The 26631-nt window shown below is 33.3% G+C and carries 24 protein-coding genes and 1 pseudogene; 2 read left to right on the top strand and 23 right to left on the bottom strand.

Features of this window, described 5'->3' with window-relative positions:
• Nucleotides 1-191: 191 nt before the first annotated feature.
• Nucleotides 192-380 (top strand): annotated as a pseudogene (locus BR77_RS18500) (Tn3 family transposase); the annotation flags it as partial.
• A 342-nt stretch (nucleotides 381-722) separates the two neighbouring features.
• On the opposite strand, the gene BR77_RS00330 reads toward BR77_RS18500, so the two are convergent.
• From BR77_RS00330 to BR77_RS00305, 6 genes are all read right to left on the bottom strand, one after another.
• Nucleotides 723-2963 carry a S8 family peptidase gene (locus BR77_RS00330; protein ID WP_035063713.1) on the bottom strand — a complete coding sequence of 747 codons (2241 nt, stop codon included), beginning with the start codon at nucleotides 2961-2963 and terminating at the stop codon, nucleotides 723-725.
• Nucleotides 2963-4021, bottom strand: coding sequence for an ATP-binding protein (locus BR77_RS00325; protein ID WP_035063712.1), 1059 nt, complete (start codon nucleotides 4019-4021; stop codon nucleotides 2963-2965). Before BR77_RS00325 ends, BR77_RS00330 begins: the two co-directional genes overlap by 1 nt.
• Nucleotides 4022-4343: 322 nt before the next feature.
• Nucleotides 4344-4622 (bottom strand): hypothetical protein, encoded by a 279-nt coding sequence (locus tag BR77_RS00320; RefSeq protein WP_051926646.1) that lies wholly within the window; start codon nucleotides 4620-4622, stop codon nucleotides 4344-4346.
• 12 nt (nucleotides 4623-4634) lie between these two features.
• Nucleotides 4635-5207, bottom strand: a complete 573-nt coding sequence (locus BR77_RS00315) for a metal-dependent hydrolase (protein WP_051926643.1) — start codon at nucleotides 5205-5207, stop codon at nucleotides 4635-4637.
• Nucleotides 5208-5262: 55 nt separating this feature from the next.
• Nucleotides 5263-5664, bottom strand: a complete 402-nt coding sequence (gene ssb / locus BR77_RS00310) for a single-stranded DNA-binding protein (RefSeq protein WP_051926642.1) — start codon at nucleotides 5662-5664, stop codon at nucleotides 5263-5265.
• Nucleotides 5665-5738: 74 nt separating this feature from the next.
• Complete coding sequence (locus tag BR77_RS00305; RefSeq protein WP_035063711.1) at nucleotides 5739-6431, bottom strand: hypothetical protein; 693 nt, start codon at nucleotides 6429-6431, stop codon at nucleotides 5739-5741.
• Between the two features lie 149 nt (nucleotides 6432-6580).
• Between BR77_RS00305 and BR77_RS00300 the strand changes: the two genes are divergently transcribed.
• Complete coding sequence (locus BR77_RS00300; RefSeq protein WP_035063710.1) at nucleotides 6581-6808, top strand: hypothetical protein; 228 nt, start codon at nucleotides 6581-6583, stop codon at nucleotides 6806-6808.
• A gap of 219 nt (nucleotides 6809-7027) precedes the next feature.
• On the opposite strand, the gene BR77_RS00295 is transcribed toward BR77_RS00300, so the two are convergent.
• The 17 genes from BR77_RS00295 to BR77_RS00215 form a co-directional block, all read right to left on the bottom strand.
• Nucleotides 7028-7843 carry a replication-relaxation family protein gene (locus BR77_RS00295; RefSeq protein ID WP_257613119.1) on the bottom strand — a complete coding sequence of 272 codons (816 nt, stop codon included), beginning with the start codon at nucleotides 7841-7843 and terminating at the stop codon, nucleotides 7028-7030.
• A gap of 696 nt (nucleotides 7844-8539) precedes the next feature.
• A complete protein-coding gene (locus tag BR77_RS00290; protein WP_051926640.1) occupies nucleotides 8540-10684 on the bottom strand; it encodes a helicase HerA-like domain-containing protein in 2145 nt (714 codons plus the stop codon).
• Nucleotides 10685-10704: 20 nt separating this feature from the next.
• Nucleotides 10705-12936, bottom strand: a complete 2232-nt coding sequence (locus BR77_RS00285) for a CD3337/EF1877 family mobilome membrane protein (RefSeq protein ID WP_051926639.1) — start codon at nucleotides 12934-12936, stop codon at nucleotides 10705-10707.
• A gap of 22 nt (nucleotides 12937-12958) precedes the next feature.
• The gene (locus BR77_RS00280; protein ID WP_035063708.1) at nucleotides 12959-15475 is read right to left on the bottom strand and encodes an ATP-binding protein; all 2517 of its coding nucleotides are present in this window, start codon (nucleotides 15473-15475) and stop codon (nucleotides 12959-12961) included.
• The gene (locus tag BR77_RS00275) at nucleotides 15463-15873 is read right to left on the bottom strand and encodes a TcpE family conjugal transfer membrane protein (RefSeq protein ID WP_035063707.1); all 411 of its coding nucleotides are present in this window, start codon (nucleotides 15871-15873) and stop codon (nucleotides 15463-15465) included. The genes BR77_RS00280 and BR77_RS00275 overlap by 13 nt, the downstream gene beginning before the upstream one ends.
• Nucleotide 15874: 1 nt before the next feature.
• On the bottom strand, nucleotides 15875-16144 hold the full coding sequence (locus tag BR77_RS00270) for a hypothetical protein (protein ID WP_035063706.1): 270 nt from the start codon (nucleotides 16142-16144) through the stop codon (nucleotides 15875-15877).
• 15 nt (nucleotides 16145-16159) lie between these two features.
• The gene (locus BR77_RS00265; protein WP_035063705.1) at nucleotides 16160-17185 is read right to left on the bottom strand and encodes a conjugal transfer protein; all 1026 of its coding nucleotides are present in this window, start codon (nucleotides 17183-17185) and stop codon (nucleotides 16160-16162) included.
• Nucleotides 17178-17501, bottom strand: coding sequence for a hypothetical protein (locus BR77_RS00260; protein WP_035063704.1), 324 nt, complete (start codon nucleotides 17499-17501; stop codon nucleotides 17178-17180). Before BR77_RS00260 ends, BR77_RS00265 begins: the two co-directional genes overlap by 8 nt.
• A 41-nt stretch (nucleotides 17502-17542) precedes the next feature.
• Complete coding sequence (locus BR77_RS00255) at nucleotides 17543-18178, bottom strand: hypothetical protein (RefSeq protein WP_035063703.1); 636 nt, start codon at nucleotides 18176-18178, stop codon at nucleotides 17543-17545.
• Nucleotides 18179-18574 carry a hypothetical protein gene (locus tag BR77_RS00250; RefSeq protein ID WP_035063702.1) on the bottom strand — a complete coding sequence of 132 codons (396 nt, stop codon included), beginning with the start codon at nucleotides 18572-18574 and terminating at the stop codon, nucleotides 18179-18181.
• 21 nt (nucleotides 18575-18595) lie between these two features.
• Entirely contained in the window at nucleotides 18596-19618 is a 1023-nt protein-coding gene (locus BR77_RS18920) for a C40 family peptidase (RefSeq protein WP_233463414.1), read from the bottom strand.
• A 25-nt stretch (nucleotides 19619-19643) separates the two neighbouring features.
• Nucleotides 19644-20276, bottom strand: coding sequence for a hypothetical protein (locus BR77_RS00240; RefSeq protein WP_035063701.1), 633 nt, complete (start codon nucleotides 20274-20276; stop codon nucleotides 19644-19646).
• A gap of 23 nt (nucleotides 20277-20299) precedes the next feature.
• Nucleotides 20300-21715 carry an FIVAR domain-containing protein gene (locus tag BR77_RS00235; RefSeq protein WP_035063700.1) on the bottom strand — a complete coding sequence of 472 codons (1416 nt, stop codon included), beginning with the start codon at nucleotides 21713-21715 and terminating at the stop codon, nucleotides 20300-20302.
• Nucleotides 21716-21752: 37 nt separating this feature from the next.
• Complete coding sequence (locus BR77_RS00230; RefSeq protein WP_035063699.1) at nucleotides 21753-22772, bottom strand: hypothetical protein; 1020 nt, start codon at nucleotides 22770-22772, stop codon at nucleotides 21753-21755.
• Between the two features lie 45 nt (nucleotides 22773-22817).
• Nucleotides 22818-23087: a hypothetical protein gene (locus BR77_RS00225; RefSeq protein ID WP_035063698.1), complete on the bottom strand. Its 270-nt coding sequence runs from the start codon at nucleotides 23085-23087 to the stop codon at nucleotides 22818-22820.
• A gap of 23 nt (nucleotides 23088-23110) precedes the next feature.
• Entirely contained in the window at nucleotides 23111-23416 is a 306-nt protein-coding gene (locus BR77_RS00220) for a PrgU family protein (protein WP_035063697.1), read from the bottom strand.
• A gap of 72 nt (nucleotides 23417-23488) precedes the next feature.
• A complete protein-coding gene (locus BR77_RS00215; protein WP_035063696.1) occupies nucleotides 23489-26473 on the bottom strand; it encodes a SpaA isopeptide-forming pilin-related protein in 2985 nt (994 codons plus the stop codon).
• Nucleotides 26474-26631: the final 158 nt, after the last annotated feature.

The following is a 26631-nucleotide window of genomic DNA, read 5'->3' as shown; positions in this document are numbered from 1 at the left end:
TTTAACTTTTAGACCTTTATAATTATAGACATTGTTCGGTTTTTAAAAGATACCGCAACTTTTCGTTCAATTGTTCCAGACAATTTTTGGAATGTTAAAGCCTAAAAAAGTACAAATGCTGTTAAATCAATGTTTCTATTTTTTTGTAATCGATCATACCGCAACTTTCCGTAAAGTTGTTCCATTGACCCCTTAGTATATGGAACGCCGTCTATTTACAAGAAGCCTATGATTATCTAGTGAAAATAGATCCAGAAGTAACCAACTATATGAACCATATTTCTCCTATTAATTGGGAGCATATTACGTTTCTTGGTGAATACAAATTTGATTTGTTATCTATTCCCAAGAGGTTGAGAAAATTAAACATAGAAAAATAGAGAGTCGTCAAACGTTGATATTACGGGAATTTGTAATCCTTATCGATACAAATTTCCCGTAGGCGCTTGGGACCCCTACATAATGTTTTTTTAATGATGTATAGTAATGGTGCTTAACCTCAGTAAGTAACTCTATAATTTTTAAAAATTGATCTCAAAATAAACCTCAAAAATTTTGTCAGTTAACAAAATTTTTGAGGTTTATTTACTCATATTTAAAATTACTAGTAATTTTATTGTGGCGCACTTTAATGGTTTCTCTCAAACCTACATAAATAACTTAGATTAATTCAACCAATGAATCACACCCTATTGGTTGGTTTCATTTCTATGGTTTATGCTTTATTCAAAAGTAACTTCTTCATTAACTTTTTCATGAATATCAATCCTTGTTTGAATATCAATCTTATTAACCAACCAGCCATTTAGATTACAGTTTTTAATGAACTCATCTATCCTGTTTACACCATTAATTTCTTTTAAAGTTACTACTACACCGAAGCGAATACCAAAACCATCTTTTGGATTTAGCCTGTTATTAGTTTTTATTTCCATTCCCCAGTTTTTATTTTTTTTATATGCTTTTTTTGATTGCATTTTACTTTTTGATTTTTCTGATATATATTTCACATTATCCCATTTGCGAAAATTTAATCTAGCTTCTCCCTCAAGAAGGTAAGATTTTTCAGTCACTAACTCTTCCTCTTGCAATTGAGTATCTCCATTTATTACATTCATTTTACCATCATCTTTAATTCTTCCAAATTTAATGTTTAACTCAGTGTTAGTATAATCTACCCCCTGAGCTCGATCGCATATTGGAAAATAGCACATTGTTACTCTTGCAATGTATGGATATTTATCATCTTGTAAGGGAATTGGGAAACTATAATTATAGGTATTCCATTTTTCACTAACATCTGATACTAGAAATTTGATTTCATCTTCTTTTGTATTGATAATATCAGCTACCTTAATTGGCACAACACCATGACCGTACAAAGCAATTTGATCTGCAGAAGGCTTATCAGTCCATCCTCTTGCTGCATCTACGATCATAGCTTTAGCAACCTCTCTATTTAATCCTAATATATCAATTAAATACGATAATTTACGTGCAATCCAAGGGGCTGCAAAAGATGTACCTGCAACATTAGCTTCACCTAATGGTTCGCAAACTCTAATATATTTCTCCGTACTTCCTCCGTAGTAGCTAACATCTGGTTTTGCAAAAAATGATAACGCAATACCCTTTCTTGCATATTTTGTAGATAAACCATTCATAGCTACTGCATTTACAACCATACTGTTAATAGAATCTGCAGGTGAACCAATTCTTTCTATCTCGTCATTTGGTTTATTAGTTCCTGCTACAACAAAAATAACATCGTTTTGATATTGAATTTGATCCAAAATTGATGCCTCTGCGGAAATGAAATTATTATTAATTTCTTGGTTGCTACCTAACGAAATATTCCACACTTTTATATCCTTATTACTAGCCACAATTTCTTTTATCTGTTTTGTTATAGTGAACGAAGAAAATTTTGACCCTGTTGCAACACCAAAATGCCTTACTTTGAATCTACCACAACCGTCATCTAGCCATGGATTTAATCTTGATCCATCTACAATGATTGAAGTCACAGCAGTGCCATGCTTGTAATCATCTGGACTCTTAGAAATATGAGGACTCACCATATCATGATAATCCACCCATTTACTAAAGTACACGCGATCATCAAATAAAGTATCAATTACTCCGATGGTTGGTTCAATCTCTGGATCAGGAATTGAAAATACATTTTCTTTATAATCTTGAATAAAATCTGCTGGGGACAAATCTGACATATCTTCCGTTGCCATTGAAACAAGATAGGGAGCCTTTTCAAACAAAATATCAAGTTGTTGCTCATCTAAAAATACTGTTTGATTATCTAAAATTCTAGTAGATAAAATATCGATTCCCAATTCTTCTAACAATTTTTTTGTATCTGTCTCAGTATTGAATAATGTAATAATACTTTGTTTATACTGTTTGGGTGCTATTTCTATCTCAAAATCGTCAATATAGGAAACATCTGCAATTATTTGTTTAAAAAGAGATTTGCTTATTTTAAAATCACTAAACAACACACTTTTTAATTTCTCGTCATCTTCAAAAACATCTTTGCTAATGCTCCCATCAAATGCGGAAACCAAGACATTATTTGCATTATAAAGTGACTTAATACTCTTTTCTAGATCCTCTATACTAACAAAATAGGTAATGATATGTTTATCTATTGATTCGTTAAATTTTGCACCTACAACCGCACAATTAGAATCTTTTCCTTTAAACAAACCAGAAATTCTATTACTTTTTGCTACGATTTTATTATAATGAACACTGATTAAAACTCCATCAAATGGTTTTTCTTCTTTTATCCAAAAATCTTTAATTTGCATGATTTTCTCTTTTAACCTAACTAATTTTTCACTGGTAACGATTTTTTTCCCATTCATACTTGCTCCTCCACCTTTACCAGGCCTCGTTGCTTGAAAAAACCTCTTACCTTTCAATTCCAATACATTATTTCCCATTAATTATCCTCCTCACTCAATTTTCTAGCTACAGTACTTTTTGGTTCACCTTTTAATTTTTCTATTTCTCTTACAGTAAATCCTTGAGCATATAACTCTTGAATAGTAGTTTGATCAATATTTCCAATTAAATTATTGTATAATCTTCTCAAATAATCATAACTATTATCGACATCACTGAATGCTAATGATGTTTTTATAATATTTTTTAATTCTCCTGGATAAGGTAGCTGTTCTGAAGTTCTCAGCAATTTTTTAAACAACCTTACATCTTTTGTAATTCCTTTAAAATTCTTTATGAAAGACGAAAAATAGAACTCAGCTACTTCAATTAAATCATCTTTACTATATCGATTAAAATTTATTACAGCATCAAAACGCCTAGATAAAGCCTTATCAAAATTTTCGAATAAATTTGTAGTCGCAATAATCACTATTTCTTTATTTAAATCCGTTAATCTGTCCAGTTCCCTCAAAATAGCAGAAGTAACACGTCCCATTTCACGTACGTCATTACTATTTACCCTATCCAAAGCAATTACATCTATTTCATCAAATAAAACTACAGTTTTTTCTGGGTGAGGAATATTATTAATTTCATTAAATACATTAGCTATATTTTTGTTCGTTTGACCAAGCTTGCTATCCACCAAATTATCAAAATCTACATAAAATAATGTTCTGTCTAGCAACCGCGCAACATGTTTAGCTGCTTCTGTTTTACCACTTCCTGGCAAACCTTCAAATAGAAATTTATTTATTCCTATATTATGATTAACAGCATTTATCACGCCTTTTATATCATCAGTTATTTCCAATGGTAAATTCAAAGGTGATACTATTTTTACGTCTAGTGACTTTAGAAAATCACTTTCAAAGTTACTAGCTTGTGGGACGTACAAATTCGATTCAGCAATTAACCCCATGATGTATTCTGCCAATTGATCATCTCCAACACTATCAAAATGTCTCGCAATATTAATAGCTTCTTCTCTAAAAGCATTCTCATTTCTCTCAACATGGTATTTAATTAAATTTAGTACGTTCTGTTTTTTCACAATACCTGCCTCCTATATTCTTTCTCAAATAACAATAACATAAACTGGGACAAAAATCAATTTTATGGGACGAAAAATGATTTATTTTTTTTGTTCACCATTATGATTATTCAACATAATAGCAAACTACCTAATCCTTAATTTAATTTTTTATAAAAATTATTCTGTTGGCTACTTTTTTTGTATATTTATTAAATTAACACCTATCGTTATTAATTTTGTCGTCCATTTAAATTCTTATTTCCATAATTGAACCATATGGTTAAATAAAAACCTATAAAACAACCTAGTAACTAGTTACAAGTTACTAGGTGCATAGTTTCTAGTTATCAATGTATTTAACGTTAGGAACTTCTACTTCACCCATTTGCATTGGGGTTATAATTGGAACTAATCTCTGAAGCAGGTCTTTATCCATACAACGGTCAAAAAAGTTTCCAATCGTATCTAAAACAAAATTATCAGATAAATCAGTAATAACATAGCGCTCATTTAATTTTATTCTAGCAACAAATGCACATAAATTTTCATCTGTACTTTCAATTCTAATAGGCTTACCATGTTGCCCGCCTGCTGAAATTTTGTAGCATAAATATGACATGATTTTCCTCCCCTAAAAAAAGTTTTTAATTGATTGTAAAGAACCTGTACCATTAATTAACAAAAATCCTAAGCCTAAAAGTAGTAGCAATCTTAAAACGTGTTCATACATTCCACCGGTCGGAATGGTTACCGGACTTTTCACACTGGTTTTTAAAAATGGATAAAATAAAACAATCCCTTTTGGTGTAAATAAATCTAGCACTATATGACTAAAATATCCTAGTAAAAATGCAATTCCAATCCACGAATACCCGTATATTGTTGTTACTGACGTCACGATCAAAAATAATGGTACAAATAGCGTTAAGCTGTGGGTTAACGTCCTATGACCAAACGTTGTACTTAATGGATATGAAATAAAGGGGAACATTCTCCCTATTTTACTGCCTTTATGGTCAATATCAGGCAGTAAAGCCCCGAACGTACTAGCTAGTATAATAATGCTTAAAATAATCGCTTGATTTGGTAATGAGTTAAGCCCTTGTATCGATGGCAGCGTTACTGAATTTTCATAATTTGTATAAAGTGGCGATAAGCTAACAGCCAATAAAGCTCCGCCTACCGTATGCGTTTTACCTTCCATAAATGTTATACCTCCAATTTTTAATTAAAGGGGGAAAATTCCCCCTTCAGTCTTTTTAGTTGCCTGGTTCCAATCCATCAAACGATTTATCAGCTGGTTTTTTACCACCATTTTGCTCGATACGATTTTCAAGAGTTTCTTTTGTTTCTGCCAGCGTGTAATCTTCAACTACAATCTCTGTAACGTACACTTTCTGATTATCTGAATTATCATAAGAACGACTTTGCAAACGTCCTGTAATACCAATTAAAGAGCCTTTACGTGTATAATTAGCTAAACTTTCTGCTGACTTACCCCAAATAACAAAATTTAAAAAATCTGATTCTCTTATTCCATCGCCATTTGTAAAGTTACGAGATACTGCCAGCGTTCCACTTGCTACTGCTTTTCCGTTTCCTGTGTAACGTAAATCTAAGTCCTTTGTTAAGCGTCCCATTTGGTTAGTTGTATTCATCATTTTAATTTCCTCTTTTCTATTTTTTTGTTTTTTTATGAAGTCTGCAACTAAATGAATAGTTGCAAACTCAATTTTTACTTCAGTAAAACTTCAATTATTTGTTTATCCTCGTCACTATAAGCTGGATAATAAGGAGAAATATAAAAATTTCCATTATCATCAATTTCTAACGCTACTTTTCTAACACCTTTGACAAAATAGTAAACTGGTTTTTTCTTCCACTGATTAACCGCCCCGCTATCTATAAGCTTTTGCGTTTTTTCACTTACAACCTTGTTTTGGTCTTTTTCTTGCATTTTTTCAAGGTTAGCAATCTTATTTTTTAACTTGGTAATATCGGCGCCCAGCGTCTTCATTTTTCTTAATGGCTTTGTTTTGTTGTAAGCTTTGGCTTTTTCGTTTTGGTCTTCTAGCTCGATCAATTTATTTTTGAAATAATCTAAATTGTTTACGCTGGTTTTTGCTCCAACAGTTGCATAACTTGATTTACCAACTACATGAACATCTTTAAGCAACTCATTTTCACTTTTGAAATCGTCAACCTTTTCTAGCATTTCGATACGATTTTCTTGCTGTTCTTGTTGTTCTGCAAGGTTACGCTCTTTTGAATAATGTCTTTTAACAGTCTTATAAATGTCGCCACGTCCTATAATGTTAGGCTGTCCGAAAGGTATTAAATCATGCTGTTTTCTGATTGCGCTTCTTGTTTCAACTCGTTCATTTTTGATACGTTCTAATTTACTTTGTGCCTTTTCTAATGTGTTCATTGTGCCACGTCCTCTTTAGTTTTTTTGTTCTTTCTTTCCTTATCTCTATAATACTATGATACCATATTTGGTATCATAAATCAAGCTTTAACCTTGTAAAATGATATTAAATTTGGTATCATTTATAAAAAGAATTAGGAGCTGATTTTATGACAAGTAAAGCAGAATTAGAAAAACAAAAAAAATGGTTAAAAGAGAATTTAGTTGGAAAAGAGCAAGCCATTTTAATTACTGGTCAATCAATGACCGCCTTCAACCAATCTGTTAAACGTGGATTAATTGAACCGTTCTATGAAATTGAAGGTAGCACACGTACAAAAGTAAGACTTTACCTTAAATCTGACTTAGAAACGTATAAAGCAAACAAACGTAAATAACCCTCTCTAAGCCCTTTTGTTGCCAACGCATTTAATCTTTAAAAAAAGATTTTTCGCCACATTGTGTGGCATAGTGAGCGACCTTTAAGGGAGTCGAACTGTGAGCCAGCTCCTTAGAGCATGTTTGGCGAGAGTCGGCGCCTTAGCGACGCGGTTTCTCTAAAGCAATAGGACTCAAACCATGAAGGCGTGTAAATCAAGTAAAGCAGTGTTTGCCTTTTACCAGTTAATAAACTCATCTTCAGCAATAATTTTCTTCAGATTATCTTCAAAACTTTCACTTGAAAAAATGTGTAGGCGTTCAAAAAGCTCATCTGCTTTTTCGCCTACTTCTTTTTTCTTTTTATGCAAATAAAATCCTTTAAATAGTTCTAATTCCCTAAAAATGGATTTACTTGGCGTTACATAAATCAATCGTGCATTTTTATCTCGTTGTAACAATGCTAAATACTTTGGAAAAATATTATTTGTGTATCTATTTTTCGTTTTCATAGTCAGCTCAATTTCAAAATACCAGTTTATTTTTAATTCTGATTTAGCTTCAAAACAGAATAAAAAATCAGAAACGTTGTATATTTTTCCTTTCTTGCTTGGATCGCAATCCTTCACTTCAAAAACCTGTCTGCGTTCTGATTGAACGTATAATAAATGTGGGTGTTCATTAAATAACGTCAAAACATTAATTAAAGCATTGGTTACCATCAAATGATGAAATAAATTGTACTGTGGCACTTTTGGATAAGGGTAATAACCACCTATACTATTGTGACCGTCTCTAGTCATAAAATAGTAATGTGCGTTTCCTAACTTGTCATCTGTTATAAAATCTATTAATTCTTTATCTTTTAATTGATTAATTTGTCTTCTTAGGTTTTTTTCAGCAATCGGAAAAGTTAAATTGATTAATTCGTAAATCTGTTTGAACGATACAATTCTTAGTTCGTGTAAGATACACAAAATAATCCAGTCCGTATTAACTCTAGGTTTGAACTCTACATAATAATTCGCCAACAAAGCTTCCATTTTCCACTTCACCTTTCTTTTGACTTTGATTTTAAGTCCCCCAAGATTTGCTGGGGGATTTAGGGGGTTGTTGCCCTTAATCTTTTTTCAATTCAAACGAGGTTCTCGTTTGTTCCAAAAAGGAGCTGTTCCCTGCACTTGGGAATAGTTCCTTTCGCTCTTTAGTCCCCCATGTTTTGGTGGGGGATTTAGGGGGTTGTTGCTCTTTCTTTTGTTCCCCCTGTCTCAAGTTTTGTGAGAGAGGGGGCTAGGGGGTGTGAGTTGTTGCTCTTGACCTTCAGTTCCCCCTATCTCAAGTTTTGTGAGAGAGGGGGTTAGGGGGTGTGAGTTGTTGCCTTTCTTCCCCCAAAACTGGGGGACCGAGGGGGTTCATCTCTTGACCTTGACCCTGACCTTATCTTTATTTATTTATCTTCTTCTTTACATTTTTTGCACTAGCCAGCCTGCCTTTTATATTTTCGTAGTTATTTGGATTTTGACCATTTACTCTTATAAGTGGGGGGGTTTCCCCACGTTGAGAGTAAATGGTCAAAATCCAAATAAGCGTAGAAACGTTCATATGAAAGGCAGGCTGGCTAGTGCCAGCACTTCGCACTTACACCGTCATTTGCACCACCATATACACCAGTACGCACACCCTCGCACACACCACCGCTTAGACCTTTAGCTATCACATTTTTTCTACTTCAAACTGATTTTATTCTTACTTTAAATAGGTTTTCTCATATAAACTTTACGAATTGGCTCATGAGTATTATTTCCTTTTCTTAGAATATAAAACTCACCAGTTCGTAACTCTTTTATATTATTTGGGTGAACAATAAAGTTTTCTACATCTCTTTTAGTTCCTTTTTCACCTGTCCAATCGGTTTTATTTACATCAGAAAATCCTGCTTCTTGTTGGGTTACACTGGTAATTTCTATATCATCATAACTACCAAAAAGTTCACTCCAATAATCAATTTCAGATTTTTCATTCGTTTGCCCGACTATATAAGTGTTTGTATTTCCTATTAATTGTTTCAATAAAATTGGATCAATCGCTTCAATATCTGCTAATGTTTGTGGTGCAAATAAAGCATGAACACCCGCTCCCCTTGTCTTATTTACTGTGTCAATAAACTTATCAGAAAGATACGCTGAAGGTTCATCAAACAAAACAACAAAAGGAAAATCTTCCGTTATTTCGTATCGTTCAGAAGCTAAATGATTAATGTCTGCAATCATAAATTGCGCCAACGTATGGATATATTCCGTATAAATCAAACCATCTAAGGCTACATAAATGATTTCATTTTTTCGTGTAGCTTCCATTAAATCTAATTCATTTTTATTCGTTTTTGTATCAAACAAATGGCTCAATTCACTATCTAGCAACATGTAAAAATTGGTCTGCAAACTTTCAGCTGTAGCGTACAAATAGAAAGGATTGTCTTTATGTTCATACCTAGCAAATAGCTGTTCAAACATTCTTAGACTGGATTTTTTCAATCTTTTTTTCTTGTTGCTGATTACCCAATACATATCTTCTAACTTCATAGTTTCAGGATTTGCGGTGATAGTTTCAACTACTTCTGTAGCAACTCCATCATCTTCAATCTGATCATACTTACTTGAAGCCGAGTCTTTAACTTCTGCTTTTTCAACAACTTCAACCTCTTTTTTTACTGATTTTTTCGATTTATTTTTTGGTGATTCTTCCACTTCAAAGACTAATAAATCTGGATAAATTAGTAGAAGTTCATTGATAAAAAGAAGTAAAACTTTTCTAGGTGAAAAGTAGTCTGACATGTTTTCAAGGTCACGTTCAATATTGAAAACATCTAACAATTGAGTTGTTCCCATCAGTAATTGTTTGTTCGCACCTGAATAAAAAATACTTTCAGTTTCAGCTAAACTAACTAGTTTGTCTCTTACTTCAATACTGTTTCCATACTTTAAAGGATTATATGAAATATCCCCGCTATCTGTAAATTCCTTTACTTCACGATTATATTTTCCAGCTATATCTGATACTGCTAACCTAGTATCTTTGGCTCCTTTTCCATCTATAATTAAGCATGGACTATTAAATTTAGCACAATGTTCTACAATTATCTGAAGAACTACAGTCTTACCACCACCAGTTGTTGCTGGTAATAAAGCATGTTGGTTGAGTTCTTTTAAAGTGATAAAATAAGGTTTTCCATATTCATCTGTACCAAGTAAAATATTGTGTGCCAGCTCGTCCAATTTGGTTACATTTCCTTCTAATTTAGCTGTTGCGTATGCTTCTTCGTACTCTTCAACAAAATTCTTTGACTCTTCAAATTTATTACTCAATCGCTTTTTGTACGCCTTACTTTCTTTGACTTTAGCAATTTGAGATTTTTTTGATACTACTTTTCTACCTTCTATAAATGAAAAAATCGTTAGCATAATGCTAGCCATTCCAGCTCCACCTAGCAGTAAAGCAACTACCGTTTGCCAACTAAATACCAGGGCGTGGTGGATCATGTTTAATGGAAACAACAAGTATGCGGATAGATAACCTCTTGGAATTAAATAGATACTTGATAAAATATTTACTAGAATTAACCCACCACTTATTAAGCCAAAAGTAGAGTTTCCTTTTTGAAGGAAACTCTTAAATTCAATGTCATGTACATTTTCCAAGCGTTGTTGCTTATCTAAATAAATGAAATAGAGAACTGGAAAAATCCCAAATATAGCAAAGGGATATAGGAGAACAAAACTTATACTGACAACAATTGAGATTACATTGTATCTACTTGTTTTATCATTTTCGTTCCCATTTTTTTGATTCTTTTTATTGCCAAACAACCCATTGTATAGATTATCATCATCGTTCAAATTTTATTCACTCCTATAATTTATTTTCTACTTTTTGGCGTTCGTGTTACTTTTTTTTGAACTGTTTTTACTCCTGTATTTTTTCCACGTGTTTTGTTAGTACGTGTTTTAGCAGTACCTGCTTGCTTTTTATTTCTAGCCCGATTTTTTGGTTTTCTTGTATTCATTACAGGCTGTCTACTTTGCGTCGATGTTTGACTGCTTCCTGCTACTTGCGTTCCACCAGAATACATTGGAACGGAAGATTCCGCTTGATTTCCGCTGGTAACATCGGCTTGTTCGGCACGTTGAGGATTAGATACTTTACTTCCCATTTTTCTGCGTCTTGATTTTGGATTTAGGTTTGTTCTTGATTGTGGCATACTGTTTGGAGTATTTTTTTCTTTACCAGCTACTAACTCACCTTTAGCATAAATTGGAATAGAAGTATCATTTTGAGATTTATCTTCTGTGTTATTACTCATATTTCGACGTCTAGATTTAGGAGATACTGGTGTATTAGACTGTTGTTCATTATTTTTAGTTCCGTCTTTTGAATCACCTTGTACTTGCCCTCCACGTAAAGGACTTCTTTTTCTTGTTTGATGACCTTTTCCTTTAGATTGATTCATATTTTCAGACTTTTCTTTTCCATCTTCAGGAGTTTTATCCACTCGGTCTTTATCTTCAGCTTTGTTATTCTGCGGTTCATTAATGTTTTCTTTTTTTGTATCCCCATTTCTATGATTTGACCGTTTAGATTTAGTAGATTTAGGTGCTTTAGGTTCATTTTCTTTTTTACTATCACCATTAGGATCATCTTTTTCAGCTTCTGATTTTCTATCTGCTTTTGCTTTTTTACGCCTTTCTTTAGCTTCGTTAGCACGTTCTTTACTCTCATTTTGAAGCAATCTATTGGTTTTCATTGGATTAGCTAGTGCATGACCTACCATTCTCATATTCATACGTCCTGTAAACATAGCAGCAATGATAAATCTGAAAACATAAATACCAATCGGTGCTATTACATAAACAAGAATTGTTAGCATTTTATGATAAGGATTTTCAACTGATGAGCTTACTTGAAAACCAAACGTGACATACATTGCAAAAATGATACACGCAACTCCTGTCATGGATTTCATGAAAATAGTTAAACCAAACGCTTTCCCATAGTTTACGAACACATTACTTTCAAAATTAAATAGTCCTACCAGTAGCAAAATTGGCAATAGTGGCCATAACATCAACTGTAAAAACGCTAAAATGATTCGTAGCAATGCTAAAATAAAAAAGATAACCATTTGAATTAAATTAATCACCATGTAAAACAACGAAAATCCTGCCACTTCAAAACTTTTTGAGTAATGAATATTTTTATTTTTTAAATCTTTTGATTCGTAGTTCACAACAGATTCAAAGATTTTTTCGTTATCTCCTTCAGCAATATCATTATCAAGTAAGATCCCGATTCTGTCATAGTCCGCATTTTTGTATTTAACTGTTTTTTCTCGTATTTTTTCAACATTTGAAGTCCCATATTGCATGAGTAAATAAGGTTCATACACATTACTTCTATAAATTCGAGAAGCGATTAAATCTGCACTAGCTTTTAATTTATCTGAAGCTGAAGCTTCATTTTTATCTTTGTCTTCTATACTGTTTCCACCAAAAACTGGATTAATACTAACAAATTTAGCTTCTACCGCACTATCAATATCCATTAATTTAGTAAATGCTGTATCATTCGCACGACCATCTGACAATATGCTTAACCCTGTAAAAATAGCTATCGTCATAAAAAACACTCTGAAAATTTGTTTGTATCGTTGTTCTCCAAAATATTTTAGTAACATCACCAGCGCCACGATACAAATTCCAATTGTACTAGCAAGTGACGTCATATTCTTGGCTATTCCAGCGGTCAAAGACTGTATGGGTTCTTTTACTGGCGTCACAATATCCAACCCGAACATGAAACGAACCATTTCGGCATTGAATTTCCCAATCCCAACAACTCCTGACCAAAAAAAGCTCTTTATTCCAGCTGAAATACTAGCCACGATACCTCTACCTTCTTTTGTCATCAGTTCAAAGGAATTGTCTTTATATCGTTCGTAAATGACGTCTGTGTCATCTGTAGGTGCTTCTACGTTAACATCGGGGTTATCTGCGCTAGGTTCAGCTCTACTGATACCACTAAAGCCAAATAGAAGAAAAAAGCACGTAAACATAAGAATTACACGTTTCTTCCATTTATTTTTATTTTGCATGATTAGCTACCTCCCTCGTTCATTATGCTTGTTCCATTTCTAACGCCTTTTGTACGTGCTCGCTATCCCTGTTTGTTGACGATATAGCCATGAGCCAATAATCAAATAGAACGTCGATAGCTATCGCTTGATTGCGTCCTAAGTGGTCTTGAAATAGGCACGTCCCAAATTTCAAGCTATCTATCAGCTCCATATTGCCTTTATTCGTGTTCATACCAAAAAATTCTAATATTTTTGTTTGTGCTTCTTTTTGGTCTGGTCGAAAGGCAAATTTATAGGAAATTAATTCCTTTTTACTAGGAGTGTCATAGTCTGAAAAACTTTGAGTAACGAGGTAAATATCTGTTCCGTTCGCTCTACCTTTACGCAAATCTTGATCGATGTTATGCGCTCCCTGGGGCGTATCTTCAATAAACTTCGCTTCATCGTAAATAATCGCGGCGTCTTCATCTTTGTTCGTAGAAAATACATTTGTCAGCTTGGTAATATTCTCCATAATCGCAGTGCTTGCCACTTGTTCAGGTGATAAAGGCTTATTAGAGTTTTTACGTTCTTCTTTTGTAGGTACCATTAAACCTTGGATTCCTAAGACATTAATTTGATGTCTGAAATTAATAGCGGTGCTATCATCATTCCCAAGTAATACCTTGCCTAATCCGATATTGAAGCTTTTTAGAATTTTTCCTAGTTCTTCATCTTTTGTTGCAATTAAATTAACAACCCTGGTTAAATTATGTGGTTGTTTTGATTCCACAATTTCATTCACGCAGTCAATGATAATTGCTCGTTTCCGCACTTCTGTACGTGAATCTTTCCATATCTCTGCTAATGAGGAAAGCGTTGATATAGCGGTTTGTATGGCGTCTTCCAATGGTAAAAATATGAGTGGGTCTAACATTCCCCTAAATTCTTCTTTATCCGACAAGGAAAGAAAATTGATACGTCTGTACATTTCTGCAAATTCGGGAATGTGACCATATTTTTCCAATGCCTTTTTGAAAAAGATTTCAGTCTCATTTTTTGGATCAACATATAAAATTTTCTGCCCTAAAAATGTTAACCACAAAAAAATGTACTTCACTAAAACGGATTTCCCTTTTCCAGGTGGTCCTACAATTAGCGTATTTCCATTTGTGTGCATACTGCCTTTAATGGAACGCTTTGTTAGGTTAGGAAAGAACCATACAATATTGCTCGCAAATTCTAACGCTTGGTGAACTGAAGCAAATTTCTTAGTTGTAATCACTCGACCTAAAGGCATACCATATTTATTTCCTACCTTTTTATCTAAATCCAGTCCTAAATCAGCTATATAGCCTGTTGTGAGCGTTTGTTCATAACTTTTAAATGAGTAGGCACTGCCTAGTAAAGACTGGTTAAACAGCGTTAATTGGTCAACCATAGAACGATACAATTTGTAATCAGTCGTTTCTAATGAAAAATTCAAGTCTTTTATTTTTTCTTCTAATTCTTCTTTAGATGTAGCACTCACAACAAACTGAAGAGACGCCCTGCACAATCTCCTGTCCTTGCTTTTTAGCGTTTTATTCAAAACATTTAATCGTTCCTCACCATACAAGATAACCTCGTCTTCATCTAAAATGGCGTCTGTCGTATCTAGCTCTTTATCTTGCTCGTAAATCCTCTTACGCATTTTGTAAACCTTGTTTTTATCTTTCTTCTCATGGTCAAAACGCAACCGAATTTGAGTTTCCAGTGTAAATGAAACGGTATCTTGCAAACGCTGGACGACAGCTGTAGCAAATGCGCTCGCTGGCAAGTCTATTATGCTTAGAAATGCAATATAATGGGTTTGTTCCAGTTGTTTTATTGTTAAATAGCCTTCGTGATTCTCAATTTCACCCTCACACATTTCTAAGGAATTAATAGAACGACTAGGTAGCTGTTTCTGCGCCCTATGAAAGTGATAATACGTGATTTTTTCGATTTCTTCTTCAGTCATACGTCTTGCTTGTTTATGGTTGAGTAAATCATCAAAAAATTGTTCTTCCTTTCTCCTGTAATAAGAGAGTAAAACTTGAGTATTTTTATTTATTCCAGTCATTTTAGAGATAAGATTGCCTGCCACTTCCTTGAATAATTCAAAGTATTCTAAAGGATCAACAACCTGCATTGGCGTGGATAATTTGACTAGTAAATAGGTATTATACTCGTTCATTTGGACTTCACTTTCTAAGATTTTACCTGCTTTTTTAAAGTGAATTTCTCCCAAATCTTTAAATTCACCATGTACGATGTGTTCAATTGTTTGGTCAATGTGTTCCTTTACATCAAATTGAGTTGGAATGTTAAATAAATGATACTCATACTCGTCATGTTCAAACATGCCTTTTCCTTCATCAATATAATCCTCAAAGAACGCATAATCATTTAATGGATAGGTTTGTCGCCCAATGTGATAGCCGACATACACTTCACCATCACTTAGCATTGTTGGCTCTGTAAAGATAAAGTTTTTAGTGTACTCTTTTATTGGAAACTCTGCTTTTTTACTTTTTGTCTGTTTTACTTTTTGCATGGTCTCCCCCTCTTAATTGGGCGATAGTGGATTTTATTTATTTGTGGCACAATGTGACCATGTTCATATTTTGTGGCTTTACGTGCCTTATATCCAGCCCTTCCAATACAGTAATCAATAAAATTTTTGTTATCCCATTTTAAAGAAAAAAGCGCCCAAACAAGGACGCCTATTCCCACAAGGATTATCAACCAACCATTTTTATAAACAGATTGAATAAAATTAATTTTGGTGTAGAGTGAGATTAGAAAAATAACGAATCCTACAACTATCAATACACCAGTTAAAACAAGATAATCCAATCGCACTCCGTTTTTAGCATATGGTATCGCAGTACCATTAGGAAACGTATAAAATTTTATAGGTTGGTTAAATTCTCTTGTGTAATTGTATTCCATGTTAGAACCTCCAATAGCCTATTTTCGTTGGAAAAATTGCGGTACCAGCTGGCTTAATGATTATATCTTTTAACTTACCGCCGATAACTTCAACATCGTTAAGCATGATGATTAGCATTACTATTACAAAAATTAGTATCACTGCCATAATCCCTCTAGCAAAACCTTGTGTTACAATCGTACCTATCAGCATACATACACCAACGATACATAATAAAAAAATCACTTGTGTGGAAACGTTATCCCATAAAGGTTTTAAATCAAATCCCATTTTTTATTCCTCCATTTATTCGTTAAATTTTGTGACAAAGTAACTGTCTTTGTTTTGTTTAAGTTCTATTGAAAAGAATGAGTCAAAGCTTGCGCCTTCCCCATACTTGAAAGAATACGTTCCCTCTACCAGGTACATATCATTTTTTGTTTTTACTGCATTTTTTAACGTTACCTCAATCAATTCACCATCAGATAATCCCTGTACGTTTGAAATAAGCTCTAGTTTGGAATCATTTGTCACGTATAGTTCAAAAAATTGATTTAAGAAATTTTGTATCTTTGTTTCTTCTTCAGTCGTTACAGCTGTACCTTTACTGAAAAAACGTTCTTGCTTATAATCAATTAACGCCTGCTCGTCATGTTCAACTACTGTTAAATTAGTTAATGACAATTTATTTAGAACCGTTAGCTTTTGATTTTTATATTGAACTGGTACAATCACTTGCGCCCTGGTAAGCTGACTATTTTCGGTAAAAGAAATGTCGTAGTACAATAAATACGCATTTTCCAGCTCAATTGATTTATCTTCTTTCAGCTTCACAAAATTAACGTGATTCAGAACACGATCAAATTTTGAATCTCGAATCCCTAACTCATTCGCTCGCATTCCAGCTGGTAAATAACTAGTTAATTTTTCTTCACGCTCTTTTTGTTTGTCTGTATCGACAGAGTAATTAATCAGCGTTTCTAAGAAATTTTGACCTTCATATTTAATTTGGTCGGCTTGTAAAACTGTTTTTTGAACATCTGTTACGATCTCTGTGGGGTCTATTTTCTCTGAAATTGCTACACCTGCTATAATGTCTAATCTGTTGAAATACATAAATAAAACGACTGACTGAATAATAAAAAGGGTGAAAAAAAAGAACGATAGCCAATTACCTACCGTCCTACGTGCGAAGCGTATGCTTCTAGTATTTACTTCTTTTTCTTTTTTTACCTTTTTTTCTTTTTTTGGCTTTTTTTCCGCCTTTTTTTCTTCAATTTCGTTCGTATTAGACATTAAAGAGGGATTAAAATAGGGTTTTTCACTACTCATTGGTAATTCCATACCTTTGTAGCAGGTTAGGTGAAACTTTATCCGTTACGATAATGCCATCTACTGCTATTCCAGCACCTTCTAAAAATATCAATCCCATTCTGAAGGGCTCTTTTTTATTTTTGACCCCTTCGATGTGTTCTTCAATTTCTTCAAAGAAAATTTTTGACCCCACTGTATATTTTTTATTGTGAATACGCCACATCACAATTAAGGCTACCTGAAGGTTTGCCTTTTGATACTCCCATTGCGTGCTGTACTTGATTTTTTTTGGTTCTTGTTTAGTGTTTTCTACCTGCTGGTTGTTGTCGTACATCTTCCCACGTCCCTTTAATTAATCGTTAGTCGCCTTTTACTTTACCCTAAGCTTTCTGACTGCTCCAAAGGCAAAGGTACTGCTTCAGTTATTTTTTTCGTTTCTGGATCATACGTTACAGTGTATACAAACTTACTTAATTGAATTTGTCCTTGATACATTAGTCGAACTTCCATAGTAGCGATTCCCTCAATCCCTTCAGCTCGTTGGTTTCTGTAAAATTTATAGTCAGAAATTTTACTTTCAATCGTCACTTTAGGTTCTTCAGGATTAGTGCCTTTCATTTGTTCCACAACTGAAGCTGTAGCATATTTTCCTAATCCATCAAATCGGCTTAAAAAGCTGGTTTGATTGTAAGTGAAAAGTGCTGTAAAAAAAGCTTCAGTCTTATTCCAATAATCTAGCTCATTATCAACAATACTGGCTTTTTCTTCCGTTTCATTTGTAAAATCAACGTCTTTTTCTTCTTCATTTTTACCTGTTAATGGGTTAATAACTGGATTGGTTGATTCACTTTCACTGCTTTTTTCTTGCGTACTTCCGCTTATTTCAGTAGAATTACTCTGTTTAATGGTGGACTGCAATTCTCCGGTTATAAGAGTAAAGCTGACACCAATTACCGCAATGACCACAAAAGCCAATATACCCAATAGTACGTTCTTTTTGTTCAACTCCATTTATTGCTCCTTTCTATAAATTATTCTTCCTTTAATTTCACCCCCTCTCATTTCCTCCTCATTAGAACCTCTATTTAGTGCAAATAGCATTTTTTTTAAATAAACTATATTTTTGCCAATTACCGTCTGTTCGTAAATGTCTCCAATGAAAGTCATTCTTTTTTTTTCTTTAGATAAATCTTTCAAATGTAGTTTAACTTTTTTTAAATGCTTTTTACGCAATGATTTATCACGATAGGATTCTTTTAGAATTATTTTTCTATTGCTTTTATCTAAATAAAATTCTCTTTCCTCAAAATATTTTTTTACAGATAAATAAGGAACGCCTACACACAAAAAGAAAATCCCCAAAGTACCTATAAGTCCAAAAATGACCTCCATCATTACACTTAGCATAGTTTTAACACCTTTCTTTAGTTATTCAACACGCCCAAAGCCAGCAAAATGGGATTTATAGTAATCATTGTTCATATCTGAAATTTGAACTCTGTCTCCACCAGCTTGAATAAATTGGGTGTCAGAAATGACCATTCCAACGTGGGTAATGTATTCCCCTCGTCCAGTATCATATGTTGAATGGAAAAAAATAAGATCCCCAGCTTTTACTTCATTGTCATTAATTCGCCTTGTATTATCGTATTGATTTTGTGCTATACGATTGAATTTAACGGTGATTTTCTTCTGTTGGAACAACCACAATGTAAATGCTCCACAATCAAAACTAACGGGGTCTATAGAGCTAATATCAGCCCCTAGAACGTATGGTTTACCCAGCTGAAGCTTAGCAAGCTCGAAAATGTCATCAAAATAATTCATTTTGTCACCAGTTACACCAATATCGTTTATAGAACAACCGCCACCAGTTGCTAAATTAGAGTTATCATCAGTTCCACTGAATGTTTTCATCATATCTTTTACAGTTGGAACCCAATTCTTATTTAAGCCTGTAGGGTCGTTATCTGCCCCAACTGGACAGTATACGCTCCCTAATTTTTCTACCGTATCTAACTGACGTTCAATTACCAGGTTATGCAATGTTCGACCAGTAGCTTCTATACCTTCATCTAAGGTTGCATAAGAAATAATACCTGAAGCACTCATTTGCCCGCTTGGATTATTATTATTTCTTATGGCGCTACTCGTTCCCCATGCACTCTCATGCGCCATAATCGCAACAAATAAAATCGGGCTGACACCAGCTTTTTCAGATTCTGAAATAATTTTATCTGCTTTATCACTAAAGGCGTTCCCTTTTTCTTGAACGGTTTTAATAAAATGTTCCTTATTAAAATTCAAGTCTGTTACTCCACTTCCAGCTGTTTGACAGCTTTCTAGTGAAGTAGAACCGCTACTTTGACCACCTATTGAAAAAATGATTACTAGTACAACGGTTCCCATAAATACAACAGGAATCAATGAGGTTATTATTCCTATCCACATTTTTTTCAATGATTACACCTCTCAACTATACAAATAATTTTTTCACGCTTCCTTCAGGAACAAAAAAAGTGTATTGATAGCAATAGCGTAAATGAGAGCTAATAAAAGTATTAAATTCATTTTCTAATAATTTTGACGCGAATTTATATGCTTTTACTTCAAGTCTAGGTTTCTCATCGTCAAATTTATTAATTTGACGATAAAAAAACTCACTCTCATTTTCTTTTTCGTATACTCTAGTCTCATTCCCATTTTTAGATTTGGTAGAAAAATGAAAGGTTTGTTTCCTCCTTCCTCTGATTTCACTAGTTATAATAAGAAAAAATTTCTTTTCATGTTCTTGTAAAACATCGATTAATTCTAAAGTTTCATCTATTTCTAGCTTATAGATTTGGTCTTTATTTTCTCTAAAAAATGTTTCTTTTTTATTTTTATTCGAATTTTCTAAATAACTTATTATTAAAACCAAAGCTACTAAATTGAACATACAAAGAAATGCTGAATTAACAGCCATTGTATACTTATCAAGTTCAACAGCTATCATAAAGAAAATGAAAAATATAACCACTAATGAAGGTAGAATATAGTTTAATTTCTTAATAGTGTCATTTTGCATTTTTTCGTTTTTATATTTCTCCCATTTCAACTCAATATCCATAAGTCATACCACCTCTATAATAGTTATTCTTCTAAACTTTCTTCTTGAACAGGCTGTTCAATTTCTTCCAACTCTAGCTGGTTTAAAACTTCTTCAATTAACGCAACTGAATTGTTTACGTCCTCTTGTGTTGCATTATCATCTGAAGTAATCCCCTGCAGGCTATTAATTACCTGGTCTAATATAGTAAGCGATTCAACCGTATAAAGGTTTCTATCAATGCTATTTGCACGTTCTAAAGCTGATAGCAACGCTGTTTTATCTGCTTTTTTCACCAGCTGGCTTATTGCCTGCTCTAGTGAGCTTTGTTGCGCTTCGACTTCAGCCTTTGTTAAATCCTCTCTAGTAACCAATTCTTTGGCTAACTGCAATTCAGAAGCTAATACAGCATAACTATCAGGTGTGTAGTCGGTTTCTGTTAAAGCTTCAGCTTGTGCAATAACCCGATTCAGGAATACTAAACTTAAAAGTGGCTCGTCATGCTTAGTTAATTGGTCAATTGCGCTTTGTAATGCCTGCACTGCTTCATCAACTTGTACCTGGCTTACTTCAGGATTATTTCTGATTGCTACTGCTTTACTGTGCGCTACGTCAGCAATTGCTAATGATTGTGGTGTATAGATTTCTTTATCAAGTGAATTGTAATAAGAAATTGTTCTTACTAACTGTGTTTTGTCCCCTTTTAAAACAAGCTCATAAATCGAGTTTTGGAGTCTTTGTACTTGAACATCGACTTGCTCCTGGCTTGCGTTCGAATCAGATAAGATACGAGAAGATACCAACATTTCATTACTGAAATGTCCGATACTAATAGATAAATATAAATTTAATTGAATTGATTTTGACTCTTCATAAAGACTAGATAAAACAGTGTAGTCAGTTGGAATTTCTTCAGGGTCTGTTGGTTCGGTTGGGTCTACAGGGTCGGTCGGCTCAATTGGATCAATTGGTTCTATAGGTAAAACAGGTTTATCAGGATTTGTTGGTTTTTCGTTTTCATCAGGATTTTTCGGAACACTTGGTTTTTCAGGTGTTTTATTATCCAGCTGTATCAAATTGTTATTTTTTTCATTTTGTAATGCTAGTAATTTGTTTTGTTCTTCATCAACACTATTTTTTAAAGCCAACAATGCCGACTCTTTTTCGTTTTGGTTTGAGCTAGTCAGCTCTTTAGGTGGCATAATACTGCTAATTAGGTTTGATTTTTCTTTATCTCCACCAGCTGTTGATTTTGTAATTACGGATTCGTTTTTATCATTCGGTACAAAAGCGTCAACAATTTTTTTCGGTGTTTTATCGTCCTTTGTGGACTCTTTAACTGCCTGCTTAGTATTTACCGTTTCATTATCTAAAAGGCTGTAGGTCGCAAATACAGCACCCCCTAATACACATGATGATACTAATGTTATAACTGCTAATTTAATTTTTTTATTCTTCACTTTTTTTCCTCCTCGATAGAGATTAATTTTTTATCAATTACAAATTCTCTAAATTGTCTTTAGCTTCAAAAAGGCTATCAATCGCCTTTTCAATAGCTTGTTGGTTCTTTATAGGGTCTTTTTGCATTTGTTCAATGTCTTTTTCTTTTTCCTTTATAAAGAGGGTTAATTGATTAAATTTGTAGATATATTGCTCTAATTCAGTGCTATTAATTTCCTGGTTTATCTCTTCAGCTTTTTTTAGGTCGCCTTGTTTCAAATAAGAATAGCCTACTAAGATTAATCGGTTTTTTAAGTTACTGAAGGCTTTTTTATCTTTTTCAAAGATTTCAATTGCCCAGGTAAAATCGTGTTCTATAACTGCTAAATCAAACGTTCCTAGAATTGACTTATACACCTTGTTAAAGTCCTTTAAGTCTTGTATCGCTTCACTTCCATTTGCAGAAACACTGTTAAAAATTTCATTTTCTATTTCCTCGACCTTTTCAGGATAAAGTTTACCTGCTGTTAAATAATCCTGTTTTTTCATCAAATCTGAATACGTTGGTTTTTGGTTAAAAAATAGAGTAGCTGCGATTGCAATTGTAACGATTAAAACTAGACCAACACCGCCAATTATTAGTTTAGGATTCAACTTTATATGTCTTGGCTCTCTTGGTTCTTTTTGTATTTTTTGCTTTTTTTCTTTCGGGCCTTTAGGCTCCTTCAGCTTTTTTTCTTTCACTATTTTTTCTTTTTTCGCCTTGATAGGCTCGCCTGTTACTCCCTGAAGCCAATTTAAAAACTGTTCTTCATTTTCTCCAATGTCTGAACTTTCTTTCATTTCAGATTCAATAATTGTGTAAAGAGAAAAGCTTTCATAAGGAAACTTTAAGCTAGATGAATATATAACTCCGTCATTAAGCTGGATAGAGTAAGCACATGACGCTTTCCACTCTTCATTTAAACAGCGGTCATTTTGCCGATTTAGAATTTGTAACGCCTTTTCAATTTGAATTGGTTTTCCTGTTGGTACTTCCATATTTTCAATCTGATCAAAAATAAAAAAGACGGTCATTTTTCCACCTTCTTTCTCTATTTGTAATTTTTATAATTATTTGTTCTAATTTGATTCTAGTTTTACAGAATAAACAATTTGAGTCGGTCTGCTTAAAGAAAATTTCACTCGATACTCTTCGCTTTTTAATGAGACGATATAAAAGTCGTCAACATCTTCATAAAAATAAGTAAAATCATTTGACGCACAATTAAAAAAATTTTTTATCGCTTTTCTTTCTCTCATTGATTGGATTGTTCCCAAATTTGCTACTTGATAACCAGCGCCAATCCCAACACAAAAAAGTAACAATGAACTGATAACATTTACTATCATTTTTTCACACTCTTTCCTGATTTTTATTTTTTATTCTGTAAGCCTTGTTGAATATCAAGCCTTGTCCATGTTGACGTAACGACGAATTTTGCAAGCTTTCCGTCATTCGCTTTCAGTCGAAAATCTAATCGTATAGACTGTATATCAATTTTTACTGTTTCTTTGCCCTTTACTAAACAAATAGTTGTAATATTTTTTGTGTTTTCTTCAGTTAATAGATTATTGCCAATCATTTCAATTACCTTGTTTGTTTTTAAATGAATTTTTCTTAAAGTATTACTTCTAAATTCAAGTTTTACGTCTCTGGCATTTAAATAAAGTTCGGTCATACTATCCCCCTCGTTTCTAAAAAGAAAAAAGCGTATAAAATATATACGCTTTATCCGTTATTTTCTATTCAATTAAAGCTGTTCAACTGGCTGTAAGCCACTATTTTCAGCTGTATTAGTTAAATAAGCTAATTCTACTTTTTCTAGCAACCGTATAGCTTTTTCATTTTCTAAACCTATTTTACTACCAGTCTCAATAATTCCCTCAACGAGTAAAGTAGCAACTTCACATTCTACTTGATCTTCAGTTTCAGAGAAAATACTTTGTTCTCCGCCAAACCCATAAAGTGCAACTTTTTCCATCAATTTATTTTTTTCTTTTTTCATACGATTATTTCTAACTGCGAATCCAACAGCAACTAAACCAATAATTAATAAGCCAATAAGTGCAAAGCTACTTACTTCTTCGCCTGTTTGTGGCAATACAGCTTTAACAATTTGTCTTGGTGCCACTGTTTTAACTACTTTTGTTGGTACTGGTGTTGGAGTTGGTGCTGGAATTGATGGTACTACTGGTGTTTCAGGGATAGTTGGTACCACTGGTTTTTCTTTATAAAATAAAGTTTGTCCGTAATCATTTTTACCATCATGTTCAGTGTAAGGTTTTTCCCCTTTTTCAAAAGATTCTTCACTGTCATATGCTTCTTCATAGAAGTAAACATTTTCTTTTTTAATTGTGCCAGCTGGAATAAATGTTTCAATCACAACGATTCCATTTTCATCAAGTGTTTTTTCACCTTTGGCTTCATAGTAAATGGTTCCAGTTTTTTCACCAATTACTTTAGTGACAAAGAATTTTGTATCATTATCATAGTCTTCATTGCTGATTTTGTCGTATAATTTATTGTCGACATCAGGATCAAAATCTTTTCCGCCATTTTCAGCATAGGCTTGTGTACCCATTTTTGGAGTTTTTTCTTTCTCTATGATTGGAGCGTTGTTCCAATCGGTTGTTGTTGTTTCTCCATCTTTAATGGTAATAATTTTAACTTCACTTTCACCATTACTTTGTCCGAATCCATCAGGGAATTTAATTTCTGTTACTTTATAATTACCTGCTGGTAATTTAAACACATTTCCTAATTCAGAAGAAGTAAATACATAGCTCACATCTTTGTTATGAGTTGAGATTCCTTCAACTAAGAAAACCGCTCCTTCTAAGCCAGTTTGAGTAATTTCATTTAATTTATTAAAGTCCCACTCACCTGTTTTTAATAGGTTATCAATTGTTCCTAAATCAAAAGTAATTAGTTTTTCTGTGTTTACTCCGTAAGGAATTGCAAACGTTGTTTGAACATCACTAGGTTGGCGATAATTCGCTGGTACATTGCGTTCTACTAATTGATATTTATTTTGTGCGCCAATATAAAGTTCAACATTAGAGCTAAATTCACCTTTAGCATTTGTTGTAACAGTATCTACAATTGTTCCTTTAGTTTCTGTTACAGTTGATAAATCAGGCAGTGTAATATCTGTTAGGGCTACAATATCAAAGGTAATATTTGCCCCTGGGTGTGTGTCATAAATGGGTTTGTTTTGTGCTTCTGTTTCTTCTGGATTGAAAACTTCAATTTGTTTTAATCCTTTAACTTTTCCTTTTTGAATCGCATTTGAAAGAGTTAATTTTTGTGTTTCTCCTGCAACAATTTTAAGTGTGTACTCTTTAGTATCTAAAACATAACCTGGTGGGTTTGATGTCTCTTTTACCTTAATAACAGTATCGTGTAAAATATCTTTAAAACTAAATTGTCCGTTTGAATCCGTTGTTGCTTCTGATACTTCACCGTTAATAGTAACTGCATATTTAACACCTGCAATTGGTAAATTTGTTTCTTCTGATACTTTTAAGAACTCTGCATTACCAGTACGTGCAAAAAATTTAGCAGAAAAATTAATTGTAAAGTCTGGATCAAGCCACCCAGCGCGCGCTACTGTTTGTAAATTTCCATCTAAAGGCTTTGTTAAAATTGATTGCCATTTTCTCATAGAACCTTGCATTGCTCCTGTAGCAAAGTTATTTGTGTATTTCATGTCGGCTGTTAGATAGAAAGTATCTCCACCTTTAATATCTACTGTTCCATTCGTTAATGTCCCACCACCAACTAAATGAAAAGTCATTCCTGCTGGTATGTTTAATTTGAAAATGTTTCGTGAATCAGCATTTAAAGTAATATTTTCCGTACGTTGTTGACCGCCTACTACTGAAACAATTGGATTAACAGTCGAAAAACTAGCTGATGGTTCAGGTACAGCGCCTGTTGCTACTTTATTTAAAAGAGCTTCTGCTTCAGGTGTATTAATACCTGACGCTACACCAGTATAAAAATAACTTAAAACTAAACTAGTAGCTGTATATCCTTGTGCAAAATCTGTAAAAATATTTTCAGCACCATTCCAACCATAATAAAGCGTTTTAGCAATATCTGCATTAGCATAAGGGGCTTCCTCGGCAGGAGTACCAGATGGTGGAGTTGGTTTTGCATGTTCAATACAAAAAGCGTCCTCGCCGTTCACCTTAAAATGTCCTACAATATTATAGCCATAGGTTACTTGTCCTAAATATTCAATTGTTACGCCTGCTCTCATCATACGAGCATATCCACCATTAGTATTTCCTTGAATCATTAATTCTTGTAAATCTTCATTTGTAATTTGTTCTTCTGTTTTGTAGAACGTTTCTCCATCAAGCAATGGTGTTCCATTTTCATTAAACGTAATCATTTTTGCACTTGGTTCTTGTACTTCAAATGTCGGAGTTTCAATTGGTAAGATCGGACTATCATTAGAATTTTGACTTTCTCCAATAGTTGTCTCATTCATTTTATTTTGATCGATTGGAGCTTCAATTTCACTAGAAGCCTGTGTGTCGTTATCTTTTTCAGTTTCAATCATTGACTCATCAGCTTTTTCACCTTCTACTTGTTCGGTAGTAGGTTGATTCGAATTAGAATTTGATTGGTCTGCAAGTACCGTCATGCTAGGAATGAATACATTTGCTAACATAAATACTACTGTTAATTTAACCCATAAATTTTGGATTGTTTTTAATTTTTTCATTAGTACACCTCATATTTTTATTTTTTAGTCTTCAATGTTTCTGTTCTTACATTTATTTAATTGTTGGTGCTCGTATTTGCATATTAATCCTCACTTTCTAGGCAACAAAAAAAGACGACATCAATTTTTGATGTCGTCTTTTTTTATTTAATTTTATT

It is taken from the genome of Carnobacterium maltaromaticum DSM 20342 (assembly GCF_000744945.1).
GTDB classification, from domain to species: Bacteria; Bacillota; Bacilli; order Lactobacillales; family Carnobacteriaceae; genus Carnobacterium; species Carnobacterium maltaromaticum.
Note: the sequence above shows the minus strand (reverse complement) of the source record. Positions and strands in the feature narration are given on the sequence as shown.

Excerpts from the sequence above, each read along its gene's own strand:
- BR77_RS00330 (WP_035063713.1), bottom strand. The coding sequence starts at position 2,963 with ATGGGAAATAATGTATTGGAATTGAAAGGTAAGAGGTTTTTTCAAGCA.
- BR77_RS00320 (WP_051926646.1), bottom strand. The coding sequence starts at position 4,622 with ATGTCATATTTATGCTACAAAATTTCAGCAGGCGGGCAACATGGTAAG.
- BR77_RS00315 (WP_051926643.1), bottom strand. The coding sequence starts at position 5,207 with ATGGAAGGTAAAACGCATACGGTAGGCGGAGCTTTATTGGCTGTTAGC.
- ssb (WP_051926642.1), bottom strand. The coding sequence starts at position 5,664 with ATGATGAATACAACTAACCAAATGGGACGCTTAACAAAGGACTTAGAT.
- BR77_RS00305 (WP_035063711.1), bottom strand. The coding sequence starts at position 6,431 with ATGAACACATTAGAAAAGGCACAAAGTAAATTAGAACGTATCAAAAAT.
- BR77_RS00300 (WP_035063710.1), top strand. The coding sequence starts at position 6,581 with ATGACAAGTAAAGCAGAATTAGAAAAACAAAAAAAATGGTTAAAAGAG.
- BR77_RS00285 (WP_051926639.1), bottom strand. The coding sequence starts at position 12,936 with ATGCAAAATAAAAATAAATGGAAGAAACGTGTAATTCTTATGTTTACG.
- BR77_RS00280 (WP_035063708.1), bottom strand. The coding sequence starts at position 15,475 with ATGCAAAAAGTAAAACAGACAAAAAGTAAAAAAGCAGAGTTTCCAATA.
- BR77_RS00275 (WP_035063707.1), bottom strand. The coding sequence starts at position 15,873 with ATGGAATACAATTACACAAGAGAATTTAACCAACCTATAAAATTTTAT.
- BR77_RS00270 (WP_035063706.1), bottom strand. The coding sequence starts at position 16,144 with ATGGGATTTGATTTAAAACCTTTATGGGATAACGTTTCCACACAAGTG.
- BR77_RS00265 (WP_035063705.1), bottom strand. The coding sequence starts at position 17,185 with ATGAGTAGTGAAAAACCCTATTTTAATCCCTCTTTAATGTCTAATACG.
- BR77_RS00260 (WP_035063704.1), bottom strand. The coding sequence starts at position 17,501 with ATGTACGACAACAACCAGCAGGTAGAAAACACTAAACAAGAACCAAAA.
- BR77_RS00255 (WP_035063703.1), bottom strand. The coding sequence starts at position 18,178 with ATGGAGTTGAACAAAAAGAACGTACTATTGGGTATATTGGCTTTTGTG.
- BR77_RS00250 (WP_035063702.1), bottom strand. The coding sequence starts at position 18,574 with ATGCTAAGTGTAATGATGGAGGTCATTTTTGGACTTATAGGTACTTTG.
- BR77_RS18920 (WP_233463414.1), bottom strand. The coding sequence starts at position 19,618 with ATGTGGATAGGAATAATAACCTCATTGATTCCTGTTGTATTTATGGGA.
- BR77_RS00240 (WP_035063701.1), bottom strand. The coding sequence starts at position 20,276 with ATGGATATTGAGTTGAAATGGGAGAAATATAAAAACGAAAAAATGCAA.
- BR77_RS00230 (WP_035063699.1), bottom strand. The coding sequence starts at position 22,772 with ATGACCGTCTTTTTTATTTTTGATCAGATTGAAAATATGGAAGTACCA.
- BR77_RS00225 (WP_035063698.1), bottom strand. The coding sequence starts at position 23,087 with ATGATAGTAAATGTTATCAGTTCATTGTTACTTTTTTGTGTTGGGATT.
- BR77_RS00220 (WP_035063697.1), bottom strand. The coding sequence starts at position 23,416 with ATGACCGAACTTTATTTAAATGCCAGAGACGTAAAACTTGAATTTAGA.
- BR77_RS00215 (WP_035063696.1), bottom strand. The coding sequence starts at position 26,473 with ATGAAAAAATTAAAAACAATCCAAAATTTATGGGTTAAATTAACAGTA.